Source organism: Bradyrhizobium sp. CCBAU 51745 (genome assembly GCF_028128715.1).
Classification (GTDB): domain Bacteria; phylum Pseudomonadota; class Alphaproteobacteria; order Rhizobiales; family Xanthobacteraceae; genus Bradyrhizobium; species Bradyrhizobium manausense.
In genome coordinates, this window is the sequence record NZ_LBJP01000093.1 from 771097 (window position 1) to 787786 (window position 16690).

The 16690-nt window shown below is 64.7% G+C and carries 20 protein-coding genes; 9 read left to right on the forward strand and 11 right to left on the reverse strand.

What is annotated here, in order from left to right; all coding sequences use genetic code 11:
- The first annotated feature begins 186 nt into the window (after nt 1-186).
- Together XH98_RS39855 and XH98_RS39860 are read left to right on the forward strand one after the other, a co-directional pair.
- Nucleotides 187-1164, forward strand: coding sequence for a magnesium transporter CorA family protein (locus tag XH98_RS39855; RefSeq protein ID WP_271621833.1), 978 nt, complete (start codon nt 187-189; stop codon nt 1162-1164).
- Nucleotides 1165-1371: 207 nt separating this feature from the next.
- Nucleotides 1372-1590 (forward strand): hypothetical protein, encoded by a 219-nt coding sequence (locus XH98_RS39860; protein WP_271601674.1) that lies wholly within the window; start codon nt 1372-1374, stop codon nt 1588-1590.
- 179 nt (nt 1591-1769) lie between these two features.
- On the opposite strand, the gene XH98_RS39865 is transcribed toward XH98_RS39860, so the two are convergent.
- Together XH98_RS39865 and pdxH are read right to left on the reverse strand one after the other, a co-directional pair.
- On the reverse strand, nt 1770-2522 hold the full coding sequence (locus XH98_RS39865; protein WP_271621834.1) for an SDR family NAD(P)-dependent oxidoreductase: 753 nt from the start codon (nt 2520-2522) through the stop codon (nt 1770-1772).
- A gap of 38 nt (nt 2523-2560) precedes the next feature.
- On the reverse strand, nt 2561-3202 hold the full coding sequence (pdxH, locus tag XH98_RS39870; RefSeq protein ID WP_057753611.1) for a pyridoxamine 5'-phosphate oxidase: 642 nt from the start codon (nt 3200-3202) through the stop codon (nt 2561-2563).
- 92 nt (nt 3203-3294) lie between these two features.
- On the opposite strand from pdxH, the gene XH98_RS39875 reads away from it, so the two are divergent.
- Together XH98_RS39875 and XH98_RS39880 are read left to right on the forward strand one after the other, a co-directional pair.
- A complete protein-coding gene (locus XH98_RS39875) occupies nt 3295-3723 on the forward strand; it encodes an RT0821/Lpp0805 family surface protein (protein ID WP_271621835.1) in 429 nt (142 codons plus the stop codon).
- A gap of 166 nt (nt 3724-3889) precedes the next feature.
- The gene (locus XH98_RS39880) at nt 3890-4849 is read left to right on the forward strand and encodes a DnaJ C-terminal domain-containing protein (protein WP_271621836.1); all 960 of its coding nucleotides are present in this window, start codon (nt 3890-3892) and stop codon (nt 4847-4849) included.
- 318 nt (nt 4850-5167) lie between these two features.
- Here XH98_RS39880 and XH98_RS39885 read toward each other — a convergent pair whose 3' ends face one another.
- Both XH98_RS39885 and XH98_RS39890 read right to left on the reverse strand, forming a co-directional pair.
- Nucleotides 5168-5941 carry an anti-sigma factor family protein gene (locus XH98_RS39885; protein WP_057753603.1) on the reverse strand — a complete coding sequence of 258 codons (774 nt, stop codon included), beginning with the start codon at nt 5939-5941 and terminating at the stop codon, nt 5168-5170.
- 105 nt (nt 5942-6046) lie between these two features.
- Nucleotides 6047-6535: a sigma-70 family RNA polymerase sigma factor gene (locus XH98_RS39890; RefSeq protein WP_057753870.1), complete on the reverse strand. Its 489-nt coding sequence runs from the start codon at nt 6533-6535 to the stop codon at nt 6047-6049.
- A gap of 172 nt (nt 6536-6707) precedes the next feature.
- Between XH98_RS39890 and fabI the strand changes: the two genes are divergently transcribed.
- The 4 genes from fabI to XH98_RS39910 all read left to right on the forward strand — a co-directional run bounded on the left by fabI (nt 6708) and on the right by XH98_RS39910 (nt 10667).
- Nucleotides 6708-7532 (forward strand): enoyl-ACP reductase FabI, encoded by an 825-nt coding sequence (gene fabI / locus XH98_RS39895; RefSeq protein WP_271601679.1) that lies wholly within the window; start codon nt 6708-6710, stop codon nt 7530-7532.
- A gap of 12 nt (nt 7533-7544) precedes the next feature.
- The gene (locus XH98_RS39900; RefSeq protein ID WP_271621837.1) at nt 7545-8144 is read left to right on the forward strand and encodes a histidine phosphatase family protein; all 600 of its coding nucleotides are present in this window, start codon (nt 7545-7547) and stop codon (nt 8142-8144) included.
- 173 nt (nt 8145-8317) lie between these two features.
- Nucleotides 8318-9406, forward strand: a complete 1089-nt coding sequence (aroC, locus tag XH98_RS39905; protein ID WP_220000628.1) for a chorismate synthase — start codon at nt 8318-8320, stop codon at nt 9404-9406.
- Between the two features lie 70 nt (nt 9407-9476).
- Complete coding sequence (locus XH98_RS39910; protein WP_271621838.1) at nt 9477-10667, forward strand: adenylate/guanylate cyclase domain-containing protein; 1191 nt, start codon at nt 9477-9479, stop codon at nt 10665-10667.
- Between the two features lie 50 nt (nt 10668-10717).
- On the opposite strand, the gene XH98_RS39915 is transcribed toward XH98_RS39910, so the two are convergent.
- Genes XH98_RS39915 through leuC form a run of 3 tightly spaced genes read right to left on the reverse strand, consistent with a single transcriptional unit; the run spans nt 10718 to nt 14099 of the window.
- Nucleotides 10718-12031, reverse strand: coding sequence for a 2-hydroxycarboxylate transporter family protein (locus XH98_RS39915; protein ID WP_271601683.1), 1314 nt, complete (start codon nt 12029-12031; stop codon nt 10718-10720).
- 47 nt (nt 12032-12078) lie between these two features.
- Nucleotides 12079-12678 (reverse strand): 3-isopropylmalate dehydratase small subunit, encoded by a 600-nt coding sequence (gene leuD / locus XH98_RS39920; RefSeq protein ID WP_271621839.1) that lies wholly within the window; start codon nt 12676-12678, stop codon nt 12079-12081.
- Nucleotides 12675-14099 (reverse strand): 3-isopropylmalate dehydratase large subunit, encoded by a 1425-nt coding sequence (leuC, locus tag XH98_RS39925; RefSeq protein WP_271621840.1) that lies wholly within the window; start codon nt 14097-14099, stop codon nt 12675-12677. The genes leuD and leuC overlap by 4 nt, the downstream gene beginning before the upstream one ends.
- Nucleotides 14100-14212: 113 nt before the next feature.
- Here leuC and XH98_RS39930 point away from each other — a divergent pair, with 113 nt between their 5' ends.
- The gene (locus tag XH98_RS39930; protein ID WP_271621841.1) at nt 14213-15181 is read left to right on the forward strand and encodes a LysR family transcriptional regulator; all 969 of its coding nucleotides are present in this window, start codon (nt 14213-14215) and stop codon (nt 15179-15181) included.
- Here the strand turns inward: XH98_RS39930 and clpS are convergent.
- Genes clpS through crcB (XH98_RS39950) form a run of 4 tightly spaced genes read right to left on the reverse strand, consistent with a single transcriptional unit; the run spans nt 15159 to nt 16674 of the window.
- Nucleotides 15159-15464 (reverse strand): ATP-dependent Clp protease adapter ClpS, encoded by a 306-nt coding sequence (gene clpS / locus XH98_RS39935; RefSeq protein ID WP_271601687.1) that lies wholly within the window; start codon nt 15462-15464, stop codon nt 15159-15161. The two genes, XH98_RS39930 and clpS, sit on opposite strands and share 23 nt — an antisense overlap.
- Nucleotides 15465-15508: 44 nt before the next feature.
- Nucleotides 15509-15850 carry a DUF190 domain-containing protein gene (locus XH98_RS39940; protein ID WP_271601688.1) on the reverse strand — a complete coding sequence of 114 codons (342 nt, stop codon included), beginning with the start codon at nt 15848-15850 and terminating at the stop codon, nt 15509-15511.
- 2 nt (nt 15851-15852) lie between these two features.
- Nucleotides 15853-16278 (reverse strand): fluoride efflux transporter CrcB, encoded by a 426-nt coding sequence (crcB, locus tag XH98_RS39945; protein ID WP_271601689.1) that lies wholly within the window; start codon nt 16276-16278, stop codon nt 15853-15855.
- A gap of 6 nt (nt 16279-16284) precedes the next feature.
- Nucleotides 16285-16674 (reverse strand): fluoride efflux transporter CrcB, encoded by a 390-nt coding sequence (gene crcB, locus XH98_RS39950; RefSeq protein ID WP_442868689.1) that lies wholly within the window; start codon nt 16672-16674, stop codon nt 16285-16287.
- Between the last annotated feature and the right edge of the window lie 16 nt (nt 16675-16690).

Below are 16690 nucleotides of genomic sequence, written 5' to 3' on the forward strand. Positions count from 1 at the left end.
TGCCGCAAGTTTTCCGCGGATCGGCTGGCTTTTTGGCGCGAAAAGCACAGTCATCGAGTTCCGCCACAGTTGGGCCATGCGGCCGCCACAAATGCAAATGCTCCGTTAATGTGGTTGTCATCATGAACTTGTCAGAATCGCGCTAAGGGCAGTCATTCTGTCGCAGGCCCCCTGCTGGAGTTGTTCATGTTTTCTGTGTTCGTCCCCACCGACACCTCCCTGAAGAAGGCCGTCGTCAACGATCTCGAGGCGGTGCCTGATCACGCCGTGTGGGTCGACCTGGTCAATCCGACCGCGGCCGAAGACAAGGCCGTGGAACGGCTGCTGGGCATCGCGATCCCGACCCGCGAGGACATGCAGGAAATCGAGATCTCCAGCCGCCTCTATATCGAGAACGGCGCGCGCTACATGACCGCGACACTGATGTGTCATTCCGATACCGATATGCCCCGGACCACAGCGGTGACCTTCATCCTCGGCGACCACCGCCTGGTCACCGTGCGCTACGACCAGCCCAAGCCTTTCGCCCTGGTGGAGGCGAAGCTTGCCCGCACCTGCGCCCCTGCGATCACGGGCGAGATGGTGCTGATGGAACTGCTGGACGCCGTGATCGACCGCTGCGCCGACATTCTGGAACGCTGCGGCACGGAGATCGACCAGGTCAGCCACGACATCTTCGAGCCGGAAAGCGAGCGCCACGGCCACGCCAAGCAATATTCGCAAATCCTGATCTCGATCGGCCGCAAGGGCGACCTGACCTCCAAGGTCCGTGAGAGCCTGGTGTCGATCGGCCGCGTCGTCACCTTCCTGTCGGCGGTGGTGGAGGGCGTGAAATGGTCCAAGGACATGCGCGAGCAGCTCAAGACCATGCAGCGCGACGTCGCCTCGCTGACCGATCACGCCTCCTATCTCTCCAGCAAGATCACCTTCGTGCTCGACGCGATGCTCGGCGTCGTCAACCTCGAGCAGAACAACATCATCAAGCTGTTTTCGGTCATGGCCGTTGTCCTGATGCCGCCGACGCTGATCGCCTCGATCTACGGCATGAACTTCAAGGCGATGCCGGAACTCGAATGGGCGCACGGCTATCCGTATGCGCTGGTGCTGATGGTGATCGCCGCCGTCGTGCCGTACTGGATCTTCAAATGGAAGAAGTGGCTGTGATCCGGCTCGCGTTTTTCGAAATGGCTACCGAGACCTTACGCCGGGTGCCAAGCCAAGGCTGATGGTGTCGCAGAATAGAGCGTCATTGCGGCCGCGCTGTGATGTGTGTGCCGTGCCCCAATTCCTCCGGTAAAATTTGAGCGGTGGGCTGAACGTTTGCGCGAAACTTGTCTGCGATAAGCAGCGGGTTAGCCGCGAGGAAGAACCATGGTTGAAAAACACATAACGACGCCCCCCAACGTCATCGATCTGACGAGCTATCGTCAGGTGGTGGCGAGCGGCAAGGCGCCGTCGTTGTCGGTGCGTATGTGCCGGCACTGTGGTGCTCCGCTGCTCGATGGCGAGAACGATGACGACTGCTCGACGGCATTCAACGCAGCCGCACCGCGGCTGCACGAACGGTCGCGTCGAATTCGCCTGGACTGAGGAGCGGAAGGAAGGGCGGGCGATCCAGTCTTGCGGCGGCGTTGTCTGGATCGCCTGGCTTCCCTAAGCGCAAAATTTCGTCATTGCGAGAGCGAAGCGACGAAGCAATCCAGACTGTCTCCGCGGAGGCAGTCTGGATTGCTTCGCTGCGCTCGCAATGACAGAGGATAGAGGATTGCCTAGACGTGCTGACCGCCGTTGATGTGGATCTCGGCGCCGTTGACGTAAGAACTGGTGTCCGTGCACAGCACATAGACGATCTTGGCGACTTCGTCGGGCGTGCCGAGACGGTGCATCGGAATCTGCTGGTCGACGATCTTCTCGGTGCCCGGCGACAGGATCGAGGTGTCGATCTCGCCCGGCGCGATCGCGTTGACGCGCACGCCGACGCGGCCGAAGTCGGAGGCCATCTCGCGCGTCAGCGAGGCAAGCGCCGCCTTGGAGGTCGCGTACGCCGCGCCCGCGAAGGGATGCACGCGCGAGCCGGCGATCGAGGTGACGTTTACGACCGAGCCCTTGGCCGCTTTCAATTCCTCCATCAGGCCACGCGCGATCATGATCGGCGCGAAGAAATTGACGTTGAAGACGTGCGTCCAGGTGTCGAGATCGGTGTCGACCGAGCCGAGGCGGGAGCCGCCGGGCCCCTTCGGCGAGATCGCGGCGTTGTTGACGAGGGCATGCAGCATGCCGCCTTCGAGGCGGCTCCGGATTTCTGAGATCGCGCGCGCGGTGTCTTGGGGGTCGCCGAGGTCGACCTGGATGTGATCCTCAGGGCCGGCATCCCACGGGCAATCCTCAGGGAAGGGATGCCGCGAACAGGTGATGACGCGCCAGCCCGCCGACGAGAAGCGGATCACGGTGGCGTGGCCGATGCCGCGGCTCGCTCCGGTCAGGAGCAGCGTGCGGCGCGGCGCATTGGACGAATGCGGCATGGACATCTTTCAGGTCGGGCCAATGATTGAGGCAGAGCTCAAGGATACATCCGCGTCTTGGACCACGGCTGGCCGGCCGCGTCACGACGAAATTCGATGCGGTCGTGCAGGCGGAACGGACGGTCGTGCCAGAACTCGATGCGAACAGGCGTGATGCGCCAACCGCTCCAGCCGGGCGGACGCGGCACCTCGCCGATGACGTATTTGGCCGCGACCTTGGCGATGGCCTGCTCGAAGGCGAAGCGGCTCTCGAGCTCTTGCGACTGCTTGCTGGCCCAGGCGCCGATCTGCGCCTGCTTCGGTCGTGTTGCGAAATAGGCGTCGGCCTCGGCATCGGTCACCGGCGTCACGTTGCCGCGGATGCGGACCTGACGGCGCAGCGACTTCCAGTGAAAAAGTAAAGCCGCCTTAGGATTTGCGGCAAGTTCGCGGCCTTTCTGGCTGGCGATGTGGCTGTAGAAGACGAAGCCCCCGGTATCGAAGCCCTTCATCAGCACCATGCGCACGTCGGGCAGGCCATCGGGATCGACGGTTGCAAGCGCCATCGCGTTCGGATCGTTCGGCTCGCTCTTGATCGCCTCGTTCAACCAGGCCTCGAACAGCGCAAACGGCTCGTCGGCGGCGGTGAAATCACCGGATGTTAAGGGTGTCTGGTGTTTCATCGAGGTCGTGTCGGTCATGTCTGGAGTCCGAATTGCGTCCCGCGGCCAAAAGCGCGCTGTCATCTGCACCTGCCCTATATAGGGCATGGGGACGCGTTGGCCTATCGGCGATGCGGTCATCCAGCTTCGTCCTTACAACGATTCTGATCGGCCTCGGCGCCGCCGGCTGCAGCATGTCCCGCACCGGCACCAACGCCTACGCCAAGGCTGACGACGGCGACCGCACGGGTTCGATCGCGCGGCCGGCCAAGGACGCCGCACCGACCGAGACCGACCTGGCCTTTGCCCGCAACGCCGCCTCCGACGTGCTCAGCATGGGTGACAAGGACGCCAGCCAGCACTGGGAGAATCCGGAAACCGGCGCGCGCGGCTCGGTAACGCCGATCGCGCAATCCTACGCCGCCGAGGACGGCCGCAAGTGCCGCGATTTCCTGGCGAGTTATGTCAACGGCACCACCGAAAGCTGGCTCCAAGGCGCCGGTTGTCAAAGCAGCCGTGGCCGTTGGGAGATTCATACGCTAAAGCCGTGGCGGAGCTGAGCATGATCCGGGGAAGTGGGAACCGGTTCTCTGATAAGATCATGCTCCAGACGTAAAGAGTCGGCTGGCCTGACTAGTTGCAAAAATGCCACGCCCTCCCCACATGGATGCCAGGTGGGGCGGGGAGCCCTTTGAACAATTGGATTCCGTGAAGGAGACGTGACGGATGCGCGACCCCTATGAGGTCTTGGGGGTGCCGCGGAGCGCCACCGCTGCCGCGATCAAGAGCGCCTATCGCAAGCTTGCCAAGAAGCACCATCCCGACAGCAACAAGAACGACCCGAAGGCTGCGGAGCGTTTTTCCGAGCTCAATTCGGCCAACGAGATCATCGGCGACGAGGACAAGCGCAAGCAGTTCGATCGCGGTGAGATCGACGCCGAGGGCAAGCCGCGCTTCCAGGGCTTTCCGGGCGGCGGCGGGCCGCGCGGCCGCGCCGGTCCCGGCGGGTTCGAGAGCTATTCGTTCCGTAGCGGCGGCGCAGGTCCGGGCGCCGGCGCGTTCGAGGACATTCTCAACAGCATGTTCGGCGGCGGCATGCGCGGCGCTCGCCCCGGGGCCGGCGGTGGCGCCCAGTTCGAATTCGACACGGGCGGGATCGGCCTCGATCTCGACGTCAATGTCGCCATGTCCGTCTCGTTGGAAGAAGCGGTCAAGGGCGGCGAGAAGCGCGTCCGGCTGCCGAACGGCAAGGAACTTAACGTCAAGATTCCGGCCGGCGTCATCGAGGGCCAGCAGATCCGTCTGCGAGGACAGGGCGAGACCGCGCAAGGCCATCCGCCCGGCGACCTCCTGATCACCATCAGCATTGCGGCTCATCCCTTCTTCAAGGTCGATGGTGCGGATTTGAGGATCGACCTGCCGGTCACGCTTTACGAGGCCGTGCTCGGCGGCAAGGTCCGCGTGCCCACGCTCGGCAATGCCGTGGAATTGTCGGTCCCGAAGAACACCTCCAGCGGCCGGACCTTCCGCCTCAAAGGCAAGGGCCTGCCGAAATCTGGTGGAACCGGGGATCTCTTCGTCACCATCAGGATTATGCTACCGGACGGGAACGACGCCGAGCTTGAAGCATTGATGGAAAAGTGGCGGGACCAGCACCCCTACAATCCACGTAGCGGGCTTGGCTGACGCATGATCCAAGCGAAGGGGTTTCTCCTAAAGACCTAAGGCGTCGTCGAGCGGATGATGCCCATCATATGTCCGAGGCCTAGTAGCGCTTCGTATGCTCGACGTGTCGACTGTCCGGCCGGGCAGCCGATAAAAAGGTGCGGCCTCGAGAGGGGGACCAGCGCGGTACCAAAAACCCCAATCGAGGCCGCCCGCGTCGATCGGCGGATCGAACGCTGCACATTTTCGCGTGAGCATCCGGTGCGATAATGAGACGCGCCCATGTCCTGATTCCAAATTTTCAATGACGGAATCTGGGCACGGCGTTTGCTCGGTTGTTTAGCCGCCGTTTTTCTCGGCTTGGTCGTACACGGCCTGCGCCACCTTGGTCAGGCGATCGCGGTCGGCGCCGCCGCCGCTGACGACGTAACCGACGCCGCGCTCGGCCCAGAACAGCGCCCCGTCCTTGTCCGTCCTGGCATAGCGCATCTGCGTTGCGCCGGTCTCGGTCTTGGCAGTGTAGATCGTGTAGCGCTCGCCCGAGGCGCCCTCATACATCAGGAAGGACGCCGGCCCATTCGGCCCCGGCAGCAACCGTCCGCCGACCAGCTTCAGCCCGCTCGCCTCCAGATTGGGCGCGAACACGGTCCAGCCACAGCGCCGGGTCAGCCAGGCCTGGAGGTGGTCGCGTTCATTGCCGCCAACCTCGACGGGGTGGCGCACCTCGACGACATAGAGGCGGTGGGCGTCGAGCGCATCCGCCGTGAAGGCCTGGAACGTCGAGGGCGCATTCGCGGCGCCATGCGCGACCCAGCCGGCCGTGCCGCCGGCGACGAAGGCAACCAGCGTGGCCGCGATGGCGCCATAGAGCCATTGCCGCGGACGGCGCTCCAGCCGCTCGAGTTCCAGCCGGGCTGGCACCGGCTCCTGGGCGACGCCGTCGTAACGGGCGTGCAGCATCTCGGCCATGGTGCGCCAGGACTGTACCCGCTCGGCATCCTCGGGGTGGGCGGCAAGCCAGGCTTCGACGTCGGCGCGGCGCTCGGGCGGCAACTCGCCATCGACAAAGGCGTGCAATTCGTCTTCGGTCACTGGAATATTGTGCTCGTTCATATCGGTCGTCTCTGGCTCTGCGGCCCAAAATATCTGACGTGGTTCAACTGCGCCGTTTCTCTCGTCATGCAGGGACGCAGCATCCGCGATGCATCAATCCTGCCATCATTTCACCCGCCTGAGCGCCGGGCGCTCACCCTCCAGCGACGCTTTGACGTGGGCGCGGGCGCGTGCCAGGCGCGACATCACGGTGCCGATCGGCACGCCCTGGATGTCCGCGACCTCGCGATAGCTCATGCCCTCCAGCATCACCAGCAGCAGCACCGAGCGTTGCTCCTCGACCAATGTCGAAAGGGCTCGCTCGATGTCGCGTCCCTCGGCCTCCGTCCCGCTGGCATCCGGATTGTTCTCCGTCAGCTGCATGAATTGCGGCCGCCTTGCCAGCGAGCGCCGCCGGTTCTTGTTGAGGTTGGTCAGGATCGTGTAGAGCCAGCTCCTGACGTCGCCTCCCAGAAACAATCGCTCCGAGCGCAGCGCACGCACCAGCGTGTCCTGCACCAGATCGTCGGCCGCATCCGCATCGCGCGTCAGCGCGCGGGCGTAGCGGCGCAACGCCGGGATCATGGCTTCTACATTCTGGCGAAACGCACTCATGCCGTCCTTGCTGTCCTGCCGTTCGGCGCGAGCGCCTCCAGCAATCATAACACCCGAATGGAACGGCTATTCCGGCGCCGGAAACAGCGTTAACGCCGCGGATTAGGACTGTACCACAGGGGAGGGCTGGTGTACCTCCAGACCTTGATCCAGTTCGACGGGACGTGAAGAAATGGCGCAGAATTCAGGTCTGATGCAAGGATTGATGCAAGGCAAGCGCGGGGTCATACTCGGCGTTGCCAACAACCGCTCGATCGCCTGGGGCATCGCCAAGGCATGCCAGGCAGCCGGCGCCGAGATCGCGCTCACTTACCAGGGCGATGCGCTGAAGAAGCGGGTCGAGCCGCTCGCCGTCGAGCTTGGCGCGCTCATGCTTGGCCATTGCGACGTCACCGATGCTGCGACCATCGACGCGGTGTTCGATGTGCTGAAGGAGAAGTGGGGCAAGATCGACTTCGTCGTGCACGCCATCGCGTTTGCCGACAAGGACGAGCTCGAGGGCCGCTATGTCGACACCACCGCGGACAATTTCTCCAAGTCGATGCTGATCTCCTGCTACTCGCTGACCGCCATCGCGCAGCGCGCCGAGAAGCTGATGACCGACGGCGGCTCGATCATCACGCTGAGCTATTACGGCTCCGAGAAATGGATGCCGAATTACAACGTCATGGGCGTCGCGAAAGCGGCCCTGGAGGCGAGCGTGCGCTATCTGGCCGCCGATCTCGGCGTGAAGGCGATCCGCGTCAATGCGATCTCGGCAGGGCCGATCAAGACGCTGGCCTTCGCCGGCATCGCCGATTCGCGCCTGCTGCTGAAATACAACGAGATCAACGCACCGCTACGGCGCAACGTGACGATCGAGGAGGTCGGCGACAGCGCGGTGTATTTCCTCTCGGACATGTCGCGCGGCGTCACCGGCGAGGTGCATCATGTCGATTCCGGCTACAACGTGTTGGGCATGATGCGGGCTGAAGCCGCGGATACGTCGAAGGACTGATCACCGCCCGCAATGCCCGTGCCCACGATCTACTATCTTCGCCATGGCGAGACCGAGTGGAATGCGCTCGGCAGGCTTCAGGGCACCAGGGACATTCCGCTGAATGCGCGCGGCCGCGACCAGGCGTTGCAGGCGGGCCTGATCCTCGCCGATCTCTTCAGGCGCGACGGCCGCGACAAGGCTGATCTGCCCTATGTCTCGAGCCCGCTCGGCCGCGCCCGCCAGACCATGGAGCTCGCGCGCGGCAGGCTCGAATTGCCGGTGGCGGATTATGCGCTGGACGATCGGCTGCGCGAGATCGGTTACGGCGTCTGGGAAGGGCTGACGCTGGTCGAAAGCGAGGCGAGAGACCCCGAGATCTATGCCCGGCGCCTCGCCGACAAATGGACCGTGGCGCCCGCGGGCGCCGAGACCTATGCCGACGTGCAGGTCCGGGTCCGTGCCTGGTATGACGAGCTCAAGGCCGACACGGTCGCGGTCGCCCATGGCGGCACTTGCCGGGCCCTGATGGTCTCGCTCGGCCTGGAGACGCCGGCTAGCGCCGCCGATCTCTATATCGAGCAGGGCGCCGTCTACGTGTTCCGCGACGGCCGGCTGGAGAAGTATAGCTAGGTGCCGTCATTCCGGGGCGGTGCGCCAGCACCGAACCCGGAATCTCGAGATTCCGGGTTCGCCCTGCGGGCGCCCCGGAATGACGGAACGAGGGTTGAACCCAATCCTCCTCGGCGCTACGACGTTGACAAACAACGTTTATGCAAAACGTCAAAGCTAGGCAGCATCTCGGCATGTCCTTCAACACCTTCGGCCACATGTTCCGCGTCACCACCTTTGGCGAGAGCCATGGAGTGGCGATCGGCTGCGTGGTTGACGGCTGCCCGCCGATGATCCCGCTGACCGAGGCCGACATCCAGCGGGACCTCGATCGCCGCAAGCCGGGCCAGTCGCGCTTCACCACCCAGCGCCAGGAGCCGGACCAGGTCAAGATCCTGTCCGGCGTGATGGCGCATCCGGAGACCGGCGTGCAGGTGACGACCGGCACGCCGATCGGGCTCCTGATCGAGAACACCGATCAGCGCTCGAAGGATTATTCGGAGATCAAGGACAAGTTTCGCCCCGGCCATGCCGACTTCACCTATGAGGCGAAGTACGGCCTGCGCGATTATCGCGGCGGCGGCCGCTCCTCGGCGCGCGAGACCGCGATGCGGGTCGCCGCCGGTGCGATCGCGCGAAAGGTGCTGCCCGATGTGAAGGTGCGCGGCGCGCTGGTGCAGATGGGCCCGCACAAGATCGATCGCGCCAAGTGGGACTGGGACGAGATCGCCAGAAATCCGTTCTTCTGTCCCGACAAGGACAAGGCTGCGTTCTTCGAGACCTATCTCGACGGCATCCGCAAGAGCGGCTCCTCGATCGGCGCCGTGCTCGAGATCGTCGCCGAGGGCGTGCCGGCGGGCCTCGGCGCGCCGATCTACGCCAAGCTGGATTCCGATCTCGCCGGCGCGATGATGACCATCAACGCCGTGAAGGGCGTCGAGATCGGCGCCGGCTTCGGCGCAGCCGAACTCACCGGCGAAGAGAACGCCGACGAGATGCGCACCGGCAATGACGGCACGCGTTTCCTGTCCAACCATGCCGGCGGCATTCTGGGCGGCATCTCCACCGGGCAGCCCATCGTGGTGCGCTTCGCGGTGAAGCCGACGTCGTCGATCCTGCAACCGCGCCTCACCGTGGATCGCCAGGGCGCCGACACCGAGATCATGACAAAGGGCCGCCACGACCCCTGCGTCGGCATCCGCGCCGTCCCCGTCGGCGAAGCCATGATGGCCTGCGTGCTGGCCGATCACTTCCTGCGCGACCGCGGGCAGGTCGGGCGCTGAGTTCTTACCTCTCGCGGTACCAGCCCACCGCGCAGCTTGACGATTCCACAACTTCGTCGGCTAATGCGGCATGGAAAACTCCGAGCTCCAGCGTATCGTCAATTGGCTGATCGACGGTGCCAGGTCGTCGCGCGGGTCGGCCGAGATGATCTCGGACGCCTGCGAGCAGCTGGTTGCGGCCGGCCTGCCGTTGTGGCGGTTCGGCGTCTTCATCCGCACGCTTCATCCTGAAATCTTCGGCCGCAATTTCATCTGGCGGCAGGGCGAGGACGTCGAGATCGGCACCGTCGATTTCGAAATTCTCGCCACACCCGAATTCGAGCGAAGCCCGCTGCGCATCGTGTTCGAGGAAGGCCTGGAGGTGAGGGGCCGCATGGACGACCCCGACAGCAAGCGCTTTCCGTTCCTGGACGACATGCGCGCCGAGGGTGTCACCGACTACATCGCGACGCCGATGCGGTTTCTCGACGGCTCGATCCATGCCATCAGCTGGAGCACGCGACATCCCCGTGGCTTCAGCGATGAGGACATCGCGACGATCCGCTCCATCGTCGCGCCGCTCGCGCGCGTCAGCGAGATCGTCACCTTGCGCCGCACCGCTGCGACCCTGCTCGACACCTATGTGGGCAATCGCGCCGGCGAGAGGATCCTCGCCGGCCAGATCCGCCGCGGTCACAACGACACCATGCAGGCTGCGATCTGGCTGTCGGACCTGCGCGGCTTTACCGCGCTGTCGGACCGGCTGCCGGCCGAGACGGTGGTCGATATCCTCAACCGCTATTTTGACTGCCAGGTCACCGCCATCCGGGGGCACGGCGGCGAGGTGTTGAAATTCATGGGCGATGGCCTGCTCGCGGTGTTCCCGATCGACGAATATGTCGGTGACGCCGCGCATGTCTGTTCGCGCGTGCTGGAAGCGGCGCGCGAAGCCCGCGCCAGCGTCGAGGCGTTGGCCCATCCGGTCGGCGATGTCGTCGAGCGCTTCCGCTTCGGCGTCGCGCTGCATGTCGGCAACATCCTCTATGGCAATATCGGCGGCGGCAACCGCCTCGACTTCACCTGCATCGGCCCGGCCATCAACCTGGCGGCGCGGCTGGAGAAGATCGCCGGCCGCCTCGGGCGGACCGTCGTGGCGTCCGAGGGCTTTGCCAAAGCCTGCCAGCACGATTGGCGCAATCTCGGCGAGTTTCCGATCGCAGGGTTCTCCAAGGCGCAGCGCGTGTACGGGCTCGCCGAGGAAACGCCGGTGGTGATGGCGTGAAGGCGGCGGCTGACGATGTTTTGGATCGCCTGCCGCCGCGATAGCGCGTCTTAAAAAGCAACCTTCATCGCGAGCGTCGCGATCACGATCATGATGGCGCCGCCGACGCGGGTTGCGATCTGGGCGAAGGCCATCAGGCCCATGCGATCCGCGGCGCCGAGGATGGCGACGTCGCCGGTGCCGCCGAGGCCGGAATGACATGCGGTCACGATCGCCGCCTCGACCGGATACATGTTCAGCCATTGGCCGACGAAGAAGCCGGAGGCGACCATCGCCAGCACCGTCGCGGTGCAGATCGCGATGTAGCCGGGATTGAACGACGCCACCAGCTGCTGCCATGACACCAGCAGCGTTCCCATCGCCACCAGGATGGCGAAGGTGAGGTTGGTCGACATGAACTTGTTGATCTGGTAGGCGCCGAGCTCCATCTCTGCTGGAAGCAGCTTCGTCAGCTTCAGCGTAACAGCGGCGATGATCATCAGGATCGGACCGGGAATGCCGGTCGTGGGCGCGAGCACCATGCCGAGCACGAACAGCCCACAGGACAGCACGATGCCGGCACCTAACAGGCCGAGATCGATCGGATGATCGGATCGCGCCGGGCCGAGGATGTCGTCATCGCCTGTCTTCACCAACATGCCCTGGCCATTGAGATCGCGCCGCTTCTCGGCGAGCCGCGCGAGCAGCCCGGCCGCGACGATGGCGACGACATTGCCGAGCAGCGCTGCCGGCACCATCTGCGCCACCAGCTCTGCTTGCGGCCGGTGCAGCATCTCGGAATAGGCAATGGACAGCGGCAGCACGCCTTCCGCAAGGCCGCCGCCGATGATCGGGATGATGACGAAGAAGAACGTCTCCTTGGGGCTGTGGCCGAACAGCAGGCCGACAGCAATGCCGATCGCGATCGCGCTGAGCGTGCCGACCAATAGCGGTACGAACATGCGCAAGAAGCCCTGCACCAGCACGCGGTGCGGCATGCCGAGGATCGAGCCGGCGACGAGGCAGGCGATGAAGAAATACTGGAAGTTGGCGGTGCGGAACGTCGTCGCGATCGCCTTCAGCGCCGTTTCCGGCATCAGGCCGTAGGCGACCAGCGCCGCGGGCACGAACAGACACATGATCGCCGTGCCGCCGATCCGCTTCAGAAGCGGGATGGTCTGGCCGAGCTTGCCGAGCAGGAAGCCGAGCAGCATCAGCACCGAGAGGCCACCGATCACGTCGTTCGGCAGCTTGCCGGAATAGACCGCCGCCGCGCAGACGAGCGCTGCGGGAACATAGACGGTGATCGGCAGCGGGCCGATTTTCAGCGCCGCGAGCGCCGATGGTGGCGTCGTCTCCGCCAGCTTCACGGTGGTGTCGGTCAAGAAAGCCTCCCCTTGTCTTCTTCATTTTTGCTCTTGTGGACGCGCGCTCAGAACCAGGGATTGTCCGCCCGGTGTCGCGCCTCGAAGGCGCGGATGTCGTCGGCAAGGACGAGCGTCGAGCTGATGGCGTCGCGCCCCGTCAGGAATGCCTCTTTCCGGGCTGGCTCGATCGCGAACGGAATAATCCCGCCGGCGAAGCGGATGATCTGCGGCTCGAGGTCGATGGTGAGGCGGTTGCTCGCGGGGCTCGCGACGATGCCGGCGAGGGTACCGACGGTCGCGGCGTCGAGGCTGATCGTCAGCAGGCCGTTATTGGCGCAATTGTCGCTGAAGATTCCGGCGAAACTCGTGCCGATCAGGGCGCGGATGCCAAGCTGCTGAAGCCCCCAGACCGCGTGCTCGCGGCTCGACCCGCAGCCGAAATTCGGGCCGACCACGAGAAAGCAGGCATCGCGATAGCCGTCTCTGTTCAGCACGAAGTCGGGATTGGGCCTGCCCGCGCGGAAGCGCAGCAGGTTGAAGGCGCCTTCACCGAGCCCGCTGCGATCGACGCCTTTCAGGAACATCTTTGGCATGATCACGTCGGTGTCGATATTGGGCGTCATCATCGGTGCGGCGACGCCGGAGACGGAATGGAACGGCGTCATGGCAGATCTCCTTCGATCAGCTCGCGCACATCGGTGATGCGGCCGGTGACTGCGGCGGCAGCCACCATCGCGGGACTCATCAGATGCGTGCGCGCGCCGGGCCCCTGGCGGCCCTCGAAATTACGGTTGGTCGAGGAGGCCGAGCGCTGGCCCGGTGCAAGAATGTCGTCGTTCATCGCAAGGCACATCGAGCAGCCCGATTGCCGCCACTCCACGCCCGCATCGATCAGGATCCGCGCGATCCCCTCCGCTTCGGCCTGGGCGCGGACCTGCGTCGAGCCGGGGACGACGATGGCGCGCACGCCTGATGCGACCTGGCGGCCTCTGAAGACGCGCGCCGCATCGCGCAGGTCTTCGATGCGGGAGTTGGTGCACGAGCCGATGAAGGCAAGGTCGATCGGCACCGACTGGATCGGTGTTCCCGGCGTCAGGCCCATATAGGCCAGAGCGCGTCTCGCCGCCGTCTTGCCGTCGGCGGCCGCGTTGCTCTCGGGATCGGGCACGCTGTCGGTCACAGCGATCGCCTGGTCCGGGCTGGTGCCCCACGTTACCAGCGGCGCGACATCGCCGGCATCGATCGTCATCTCACGGTCGAAATGGGCATCGGAATCGGAGCGGAGCTGCAGCCACGCCTTGGCGGCGCGATCCCACATCTCGCCCTTCGGCGCGCGCGGGCGCCCCCCGAGATAATCGAGCACTTTCTGATCGGGCGCGATGACGACGCCGCGGGCGCCGGCCTCGACGATCATGATCGACATCACGATGCGTCCCTCGACACTCATCTCGCTCACCGCAGGGCCGGCGAACTCCACCGCATAGCCGCTGGCTCCATCGGCGCCGATGCGCCGGATGATCTCCATGACGATGTCCTTTGACGTGACGCCAAGCGCCGGACGCCCGGTCACGACGATGCGCATCGTCTTCAGGCGGCGATATCGCACGGTCGAGGTCGCCAGATAATGCTCGATGTCGGAGGTGCCGATGCCGTAGCCGAGCGCGCCGAACGCACCGTAGGCGGTCGTGTGGCTGTCGCCGGCGGCGATCACCATGCCGGGCATGACGAGGCCCTGTTCGGGGGCGACGACATGCTCGATGCCCTGGCGCGGATCGAGAATGTCGAAATATTCGATGCCGAAATCGCGGGCGTTGTCGGCGAAATAGTCGACCTGCCGCGCAGCGTCGGCATCCGGCATCTGCCGGGTGCGGCGGGCCGCGGTCGGATTGACGTGGTCGACCACCATCAGCGCCGCGGACGGATTCCACACCTTGCGCCCGGCGGTGCGCAGGCCCGCGAACGCCTGCGGGCTGGTGTATTCGTTGAGCACGGTGCGGTCGACATAGAGCAGCACCAGTCCGTCATCGTCGAGGCGGCGGACCACATGCGCGTCGATCAGCTTGTCGTACAGCGTACGCCCTGACATCAGGCCTCCAATGGATATTTGACTTTCCCAGGAGGGTGGCGGCCCGCCTTCTGGAAATCCAATGTCACCTCATGATATGATTATGCAGGATTTGCATAAGCGGGACGGATGCCATGGAGATCAACTGGCTGCACGATTTCATCGCGGTGGCATCGACGCGCAGCTTTTCGCGCGCCGCCGAGCAGCGCAATTCGTCGCAGCCGGCGCTGAGCCGCAGGATCAAGGCGCTGGAAGTATGGGCGGGCGCGGCGCTGTTCGAGCGCACCACGCATGCCGTCAGTCTCACCGCCGCGGGCGATGCATTCCGCCTGACCGCGGAGGACATCATCCGCCGCCTGTCCACCGGCCGCCTCGAGGCCCAGGAGCTCGCGCGAGGCTCATCCGACGTGCTGAAATTCGCCTCGACCAACGCGCTGTCGCTGACGTTCTTTCCGGACTGGCTGCGCGGAATCGAGACGACGCTGTCCTTCGTGCCGAACGTGCAGCTCGTCGCCAACCACATGGAGGCGTGCGAGCGCATGCTGCTGGCGGGGGAGGTGCATTTCCTGCTTTGCCATCATCATCCGTCCGTGGTCACTGCGCTGACGACGTCGCAATTCCGCTCGGCCCATGTCGGCGATGATCGCCTGATCCCGGCATCCGTACCGCTCTCCAGGTCGAGCAAGACGCCGCGCTTCAGGCTGCCGGGAACGGCGGCAGCGCCAGTGCAATTCCTGAGCTATCGCTCCGAGTCAGGCATGGGCACGATTCTCGAGGCCGTCCGCTCGACTTCACCGCTCAAGGCGGAGCTGAAGCCGGCATTCACCTCGCATCTTGCAAAGCTGCTGGTCACCATGGTCCAGGCCGGCCGCGGCATGGCCTGGCTTCCGCAAAGCCTGATTGTGGATCAGCTCGCGTGCGGCGAGCTGGTGAAAGCCGGCGGACAGGAGTGGGAGATCCCGATCGAGATCAGGGTGTTCCGCCCGAGGTCGCGACTGACGCCGGCGGCAGAGGCATTCTGGACCCATGTTCAGGAGGATCCCGCAGGGAGCCCGCGCAAGGCGCCTCGCGCGCGTCGCCCTATTCCTCAGGCTCGGTCGTGAACAACAGCGGATAGCCCTTGGCGCGGCCGGCGTCGGTGGCACGGGTGGCTTTGGTTTCGGCAACGTCCTTGGTGAAGACGGCGACGACGCAGGTGCCCAGCTTGTGCGCGGTGATCATGACCTTGTAGGCCTGATCCTCGGTCATGCGGAATTCGGCCTTGAGCACCATGGTGACGAATTCACGCGGCGTGTAGTCGTCATTGATCAGGATGACCTTGTGCAGCTTCGGCCGCTCGACCTTGGTCTTCGTCCTGGTTTTCGGCGTCGTAACAGTGTCGTTCATTCCGCCTCCTGGACACGGCGGGCTCGGGTTCCGGGCCGGAGCGATCAGCTCGCGACCTTCGCACCATATTGCAGGACCTGCACCTTCTCCAAGGTGATCAGGCCGCTCGACATCATGCCATCCAGGATGGGCAGGAATGCGTTGATGTTGTCTTCGCTGTCGACGATCTCGATCAGCAGCGGCAGATCTTCCGAGAGCCGCAGGATTTTCGAGGTGTGCAGCCGGCTCGACTTGCCGAAGCCCATGGGGCCACGCAGCACGGTGGCGCCGGCAAGGTGCCGCTCGCGCGCCGTCATCACGATGGCTTCATAGAGCGGCTTGCCGTCGTAATGGTCGCTCTCGCCGATGAAGATCCGCAGCGAAACAGCCTGATTGGGGATTTGCATGGTCAACTCCTCGTCAAGCGGTTGTAGCGGCTCGCCATCATATGCCCTGCCCATACCGACACCAGCCAGCAGACGACGGACGCCGCGACATAGGCGATGGCGGTATATTTCATGCCGCCGTGGAACAGGCGAAAGGTCTCCAGGCTGAAGGTCGAGAACGTGGTGTAGCCGCCGCAGAAGCCGGTCATGACGAACTGCCGGTGCTCCGGTCGCGCCAGCATGCGCCCGTCGGGCCCGGTCAGCGTCGCGTAGAAGCCGATGATCAGCGAGCCCGTGGCGTTGATGAACAATGTGGCGAAGGGAAAGCCCGGGCCGGTATCGAGCGCGAGCCCGACCAGATAGCGCGTCAGCCCGCCGACGATGCTGCCGGCAGAAACCCAGGCATAAAGGATCGCAACGCGCCAGCGGTCGGCAGAGGAGGGCTTCATTCGCCTCTATCCCCCCAAACCGTCCGCAAGGAGGAAGCCGCAGCTCACGGCCGCAAGGCACAGGCCGACCGAGAACACGACATTGCCGAGCGCGTGTGCCGGCTCGCCGTTGCGGGCCAGGGTCAGCGTTTGCAGGCTGAACGAGGACACCGTGGTGTAGCAGCCGAGGAAGCCTGTGACCGCGAACAGCCACGGATTGGGCGTCGCGAACACCGAGCCGGGATGGGTCGCCAGCGCGCCAAACATACCGATCAGGAAGGCGCCTGTGACGTTGATGGTCATGGTGCCCCAGGGAAAGGTCTCGCCCAGCCGGCGCGCGATGACGCCGGAGACGAAATAGCGGGCGCAGCCGCCCAGCACGCTGCCGGCCACGATCGCGATCACTCCGCTCAGCACGATGAACAGCCCCCTG

Coding starts and splice junctions, on each gene's coding strand:
- XH98_RS39855 (WP_271621833.1), top strand. CDS start 187: ATGTTTTCTGTGTTCGTCCCCACCGACACCTCCCTGAAGAAGGCCGTC.
- XH98_RS39860 (WP_271601674.1), top strand. CDS start 1,372: ATGGTTGAAAAACACATAACGACGCCCCCCAACGTCATCGATCTGACG.
- XH98_RS39865 (WP_271621834.1), bottom strand. CDS start 2,522: ATGCCGCATTCGTCCAATGCGCCGCGCCGCACGCTGCTCCTGACCGGA.
- pdxH (WP_057753611.1), bottom strand. CDS start 3,202: ATGACCGACACGACCTCGATGAAACACCAGACACCCTTAACATCCGGT.
- XH98_RS39875 (WP_271621835.1), top strand. CDS start 3,295: ATGCGGTCATCCAGCTTCGTCCTTACAACGATTCTGATCGGCCTCGGC.
- XH98_RS39880 (WP_271621836.1), top strand. CDS start 3,890: ATGCGCGACCCCTATGAGGTCTTGGGGGTGCCGCGGAGCGCCACCGCT.
- XH98_RS39885 (WP_057753603.1), bottom strand. CDS start 5,941: ATGAACGAGCACAATATTCCAGTGACCGAAGACGAATTGCACGCCTTT.
- XH98_RS39890 (WP_057753870.1), bottom strand. CDS start 6,535: ATGAGTGCGTTTCGCCAGAATGTAGAAGCCATGATCCCGGCGTTGCGC.
- fabI (WP_271601679.1), top strand. CDS start 6,708: ATGGCGCAGAATTCAGGTCTGATGCAAGGATTGATGCAAGGCAAGCGC.
- XH98_RS39900 (WP_271621837.1), top strand. CDS start 7,545: ATGCCCGTGCCCACGATCTACTATCTTCGCCATGGCGAGACCGAGTGG.
- aroC (WP_220000628.1), top strand. CDS start 8,318: ATGTCCTTCAACACCTTCGGCCACATGTTCCGCGTCACCACCTTTGGC.
- XH98_RS39910 (WP_271621838.1), top strand. CDS start 9,477: ATGGAAAACTCCGAGCTCCAGCGTATCGTCAATTGGCTGATCGACGGT.
- leuD (WP_271621839.1), bottom strand. CDS start 12,678: ATGACGCCGTTCCATTCCGTCTCCGGCGTCGCCGCACCGATGATGACG.
- leuC (WP_271621840.1), bottom strand. CDS start 14,099: ATGTCAGGGCGTACGCTGTACGACAAGCTGATCGACGCGCATGTGGTC.
- XH98_RS39930 (WP_271621841.1), top strand. CDS start 14,213: ATGGAGATCAACTGGCTGCACGATTTCATCGCGGTGGCATCGACGCGC.
- clpS (WP_271601687.1), bottom strand. CDS start 15,464: ATGAACGACACTGTTACGACGCCGAAAACCAGGACGAAGACCAAGGTC.
- XH98_RS39940 (WP_271601688.1), bottom strand. CDS start 15,850: ATGCAAATCCCCAATCAGGCTGTTTCGCTGCGGATCTTCATCGGCGAG.
- crcB (WP_271601689.1), bottom strand. CDS start 16,278: ATGAAGCCCTCCTCTGCCGACCGCTGGCGCGTTGCGATCCTTTATGCC.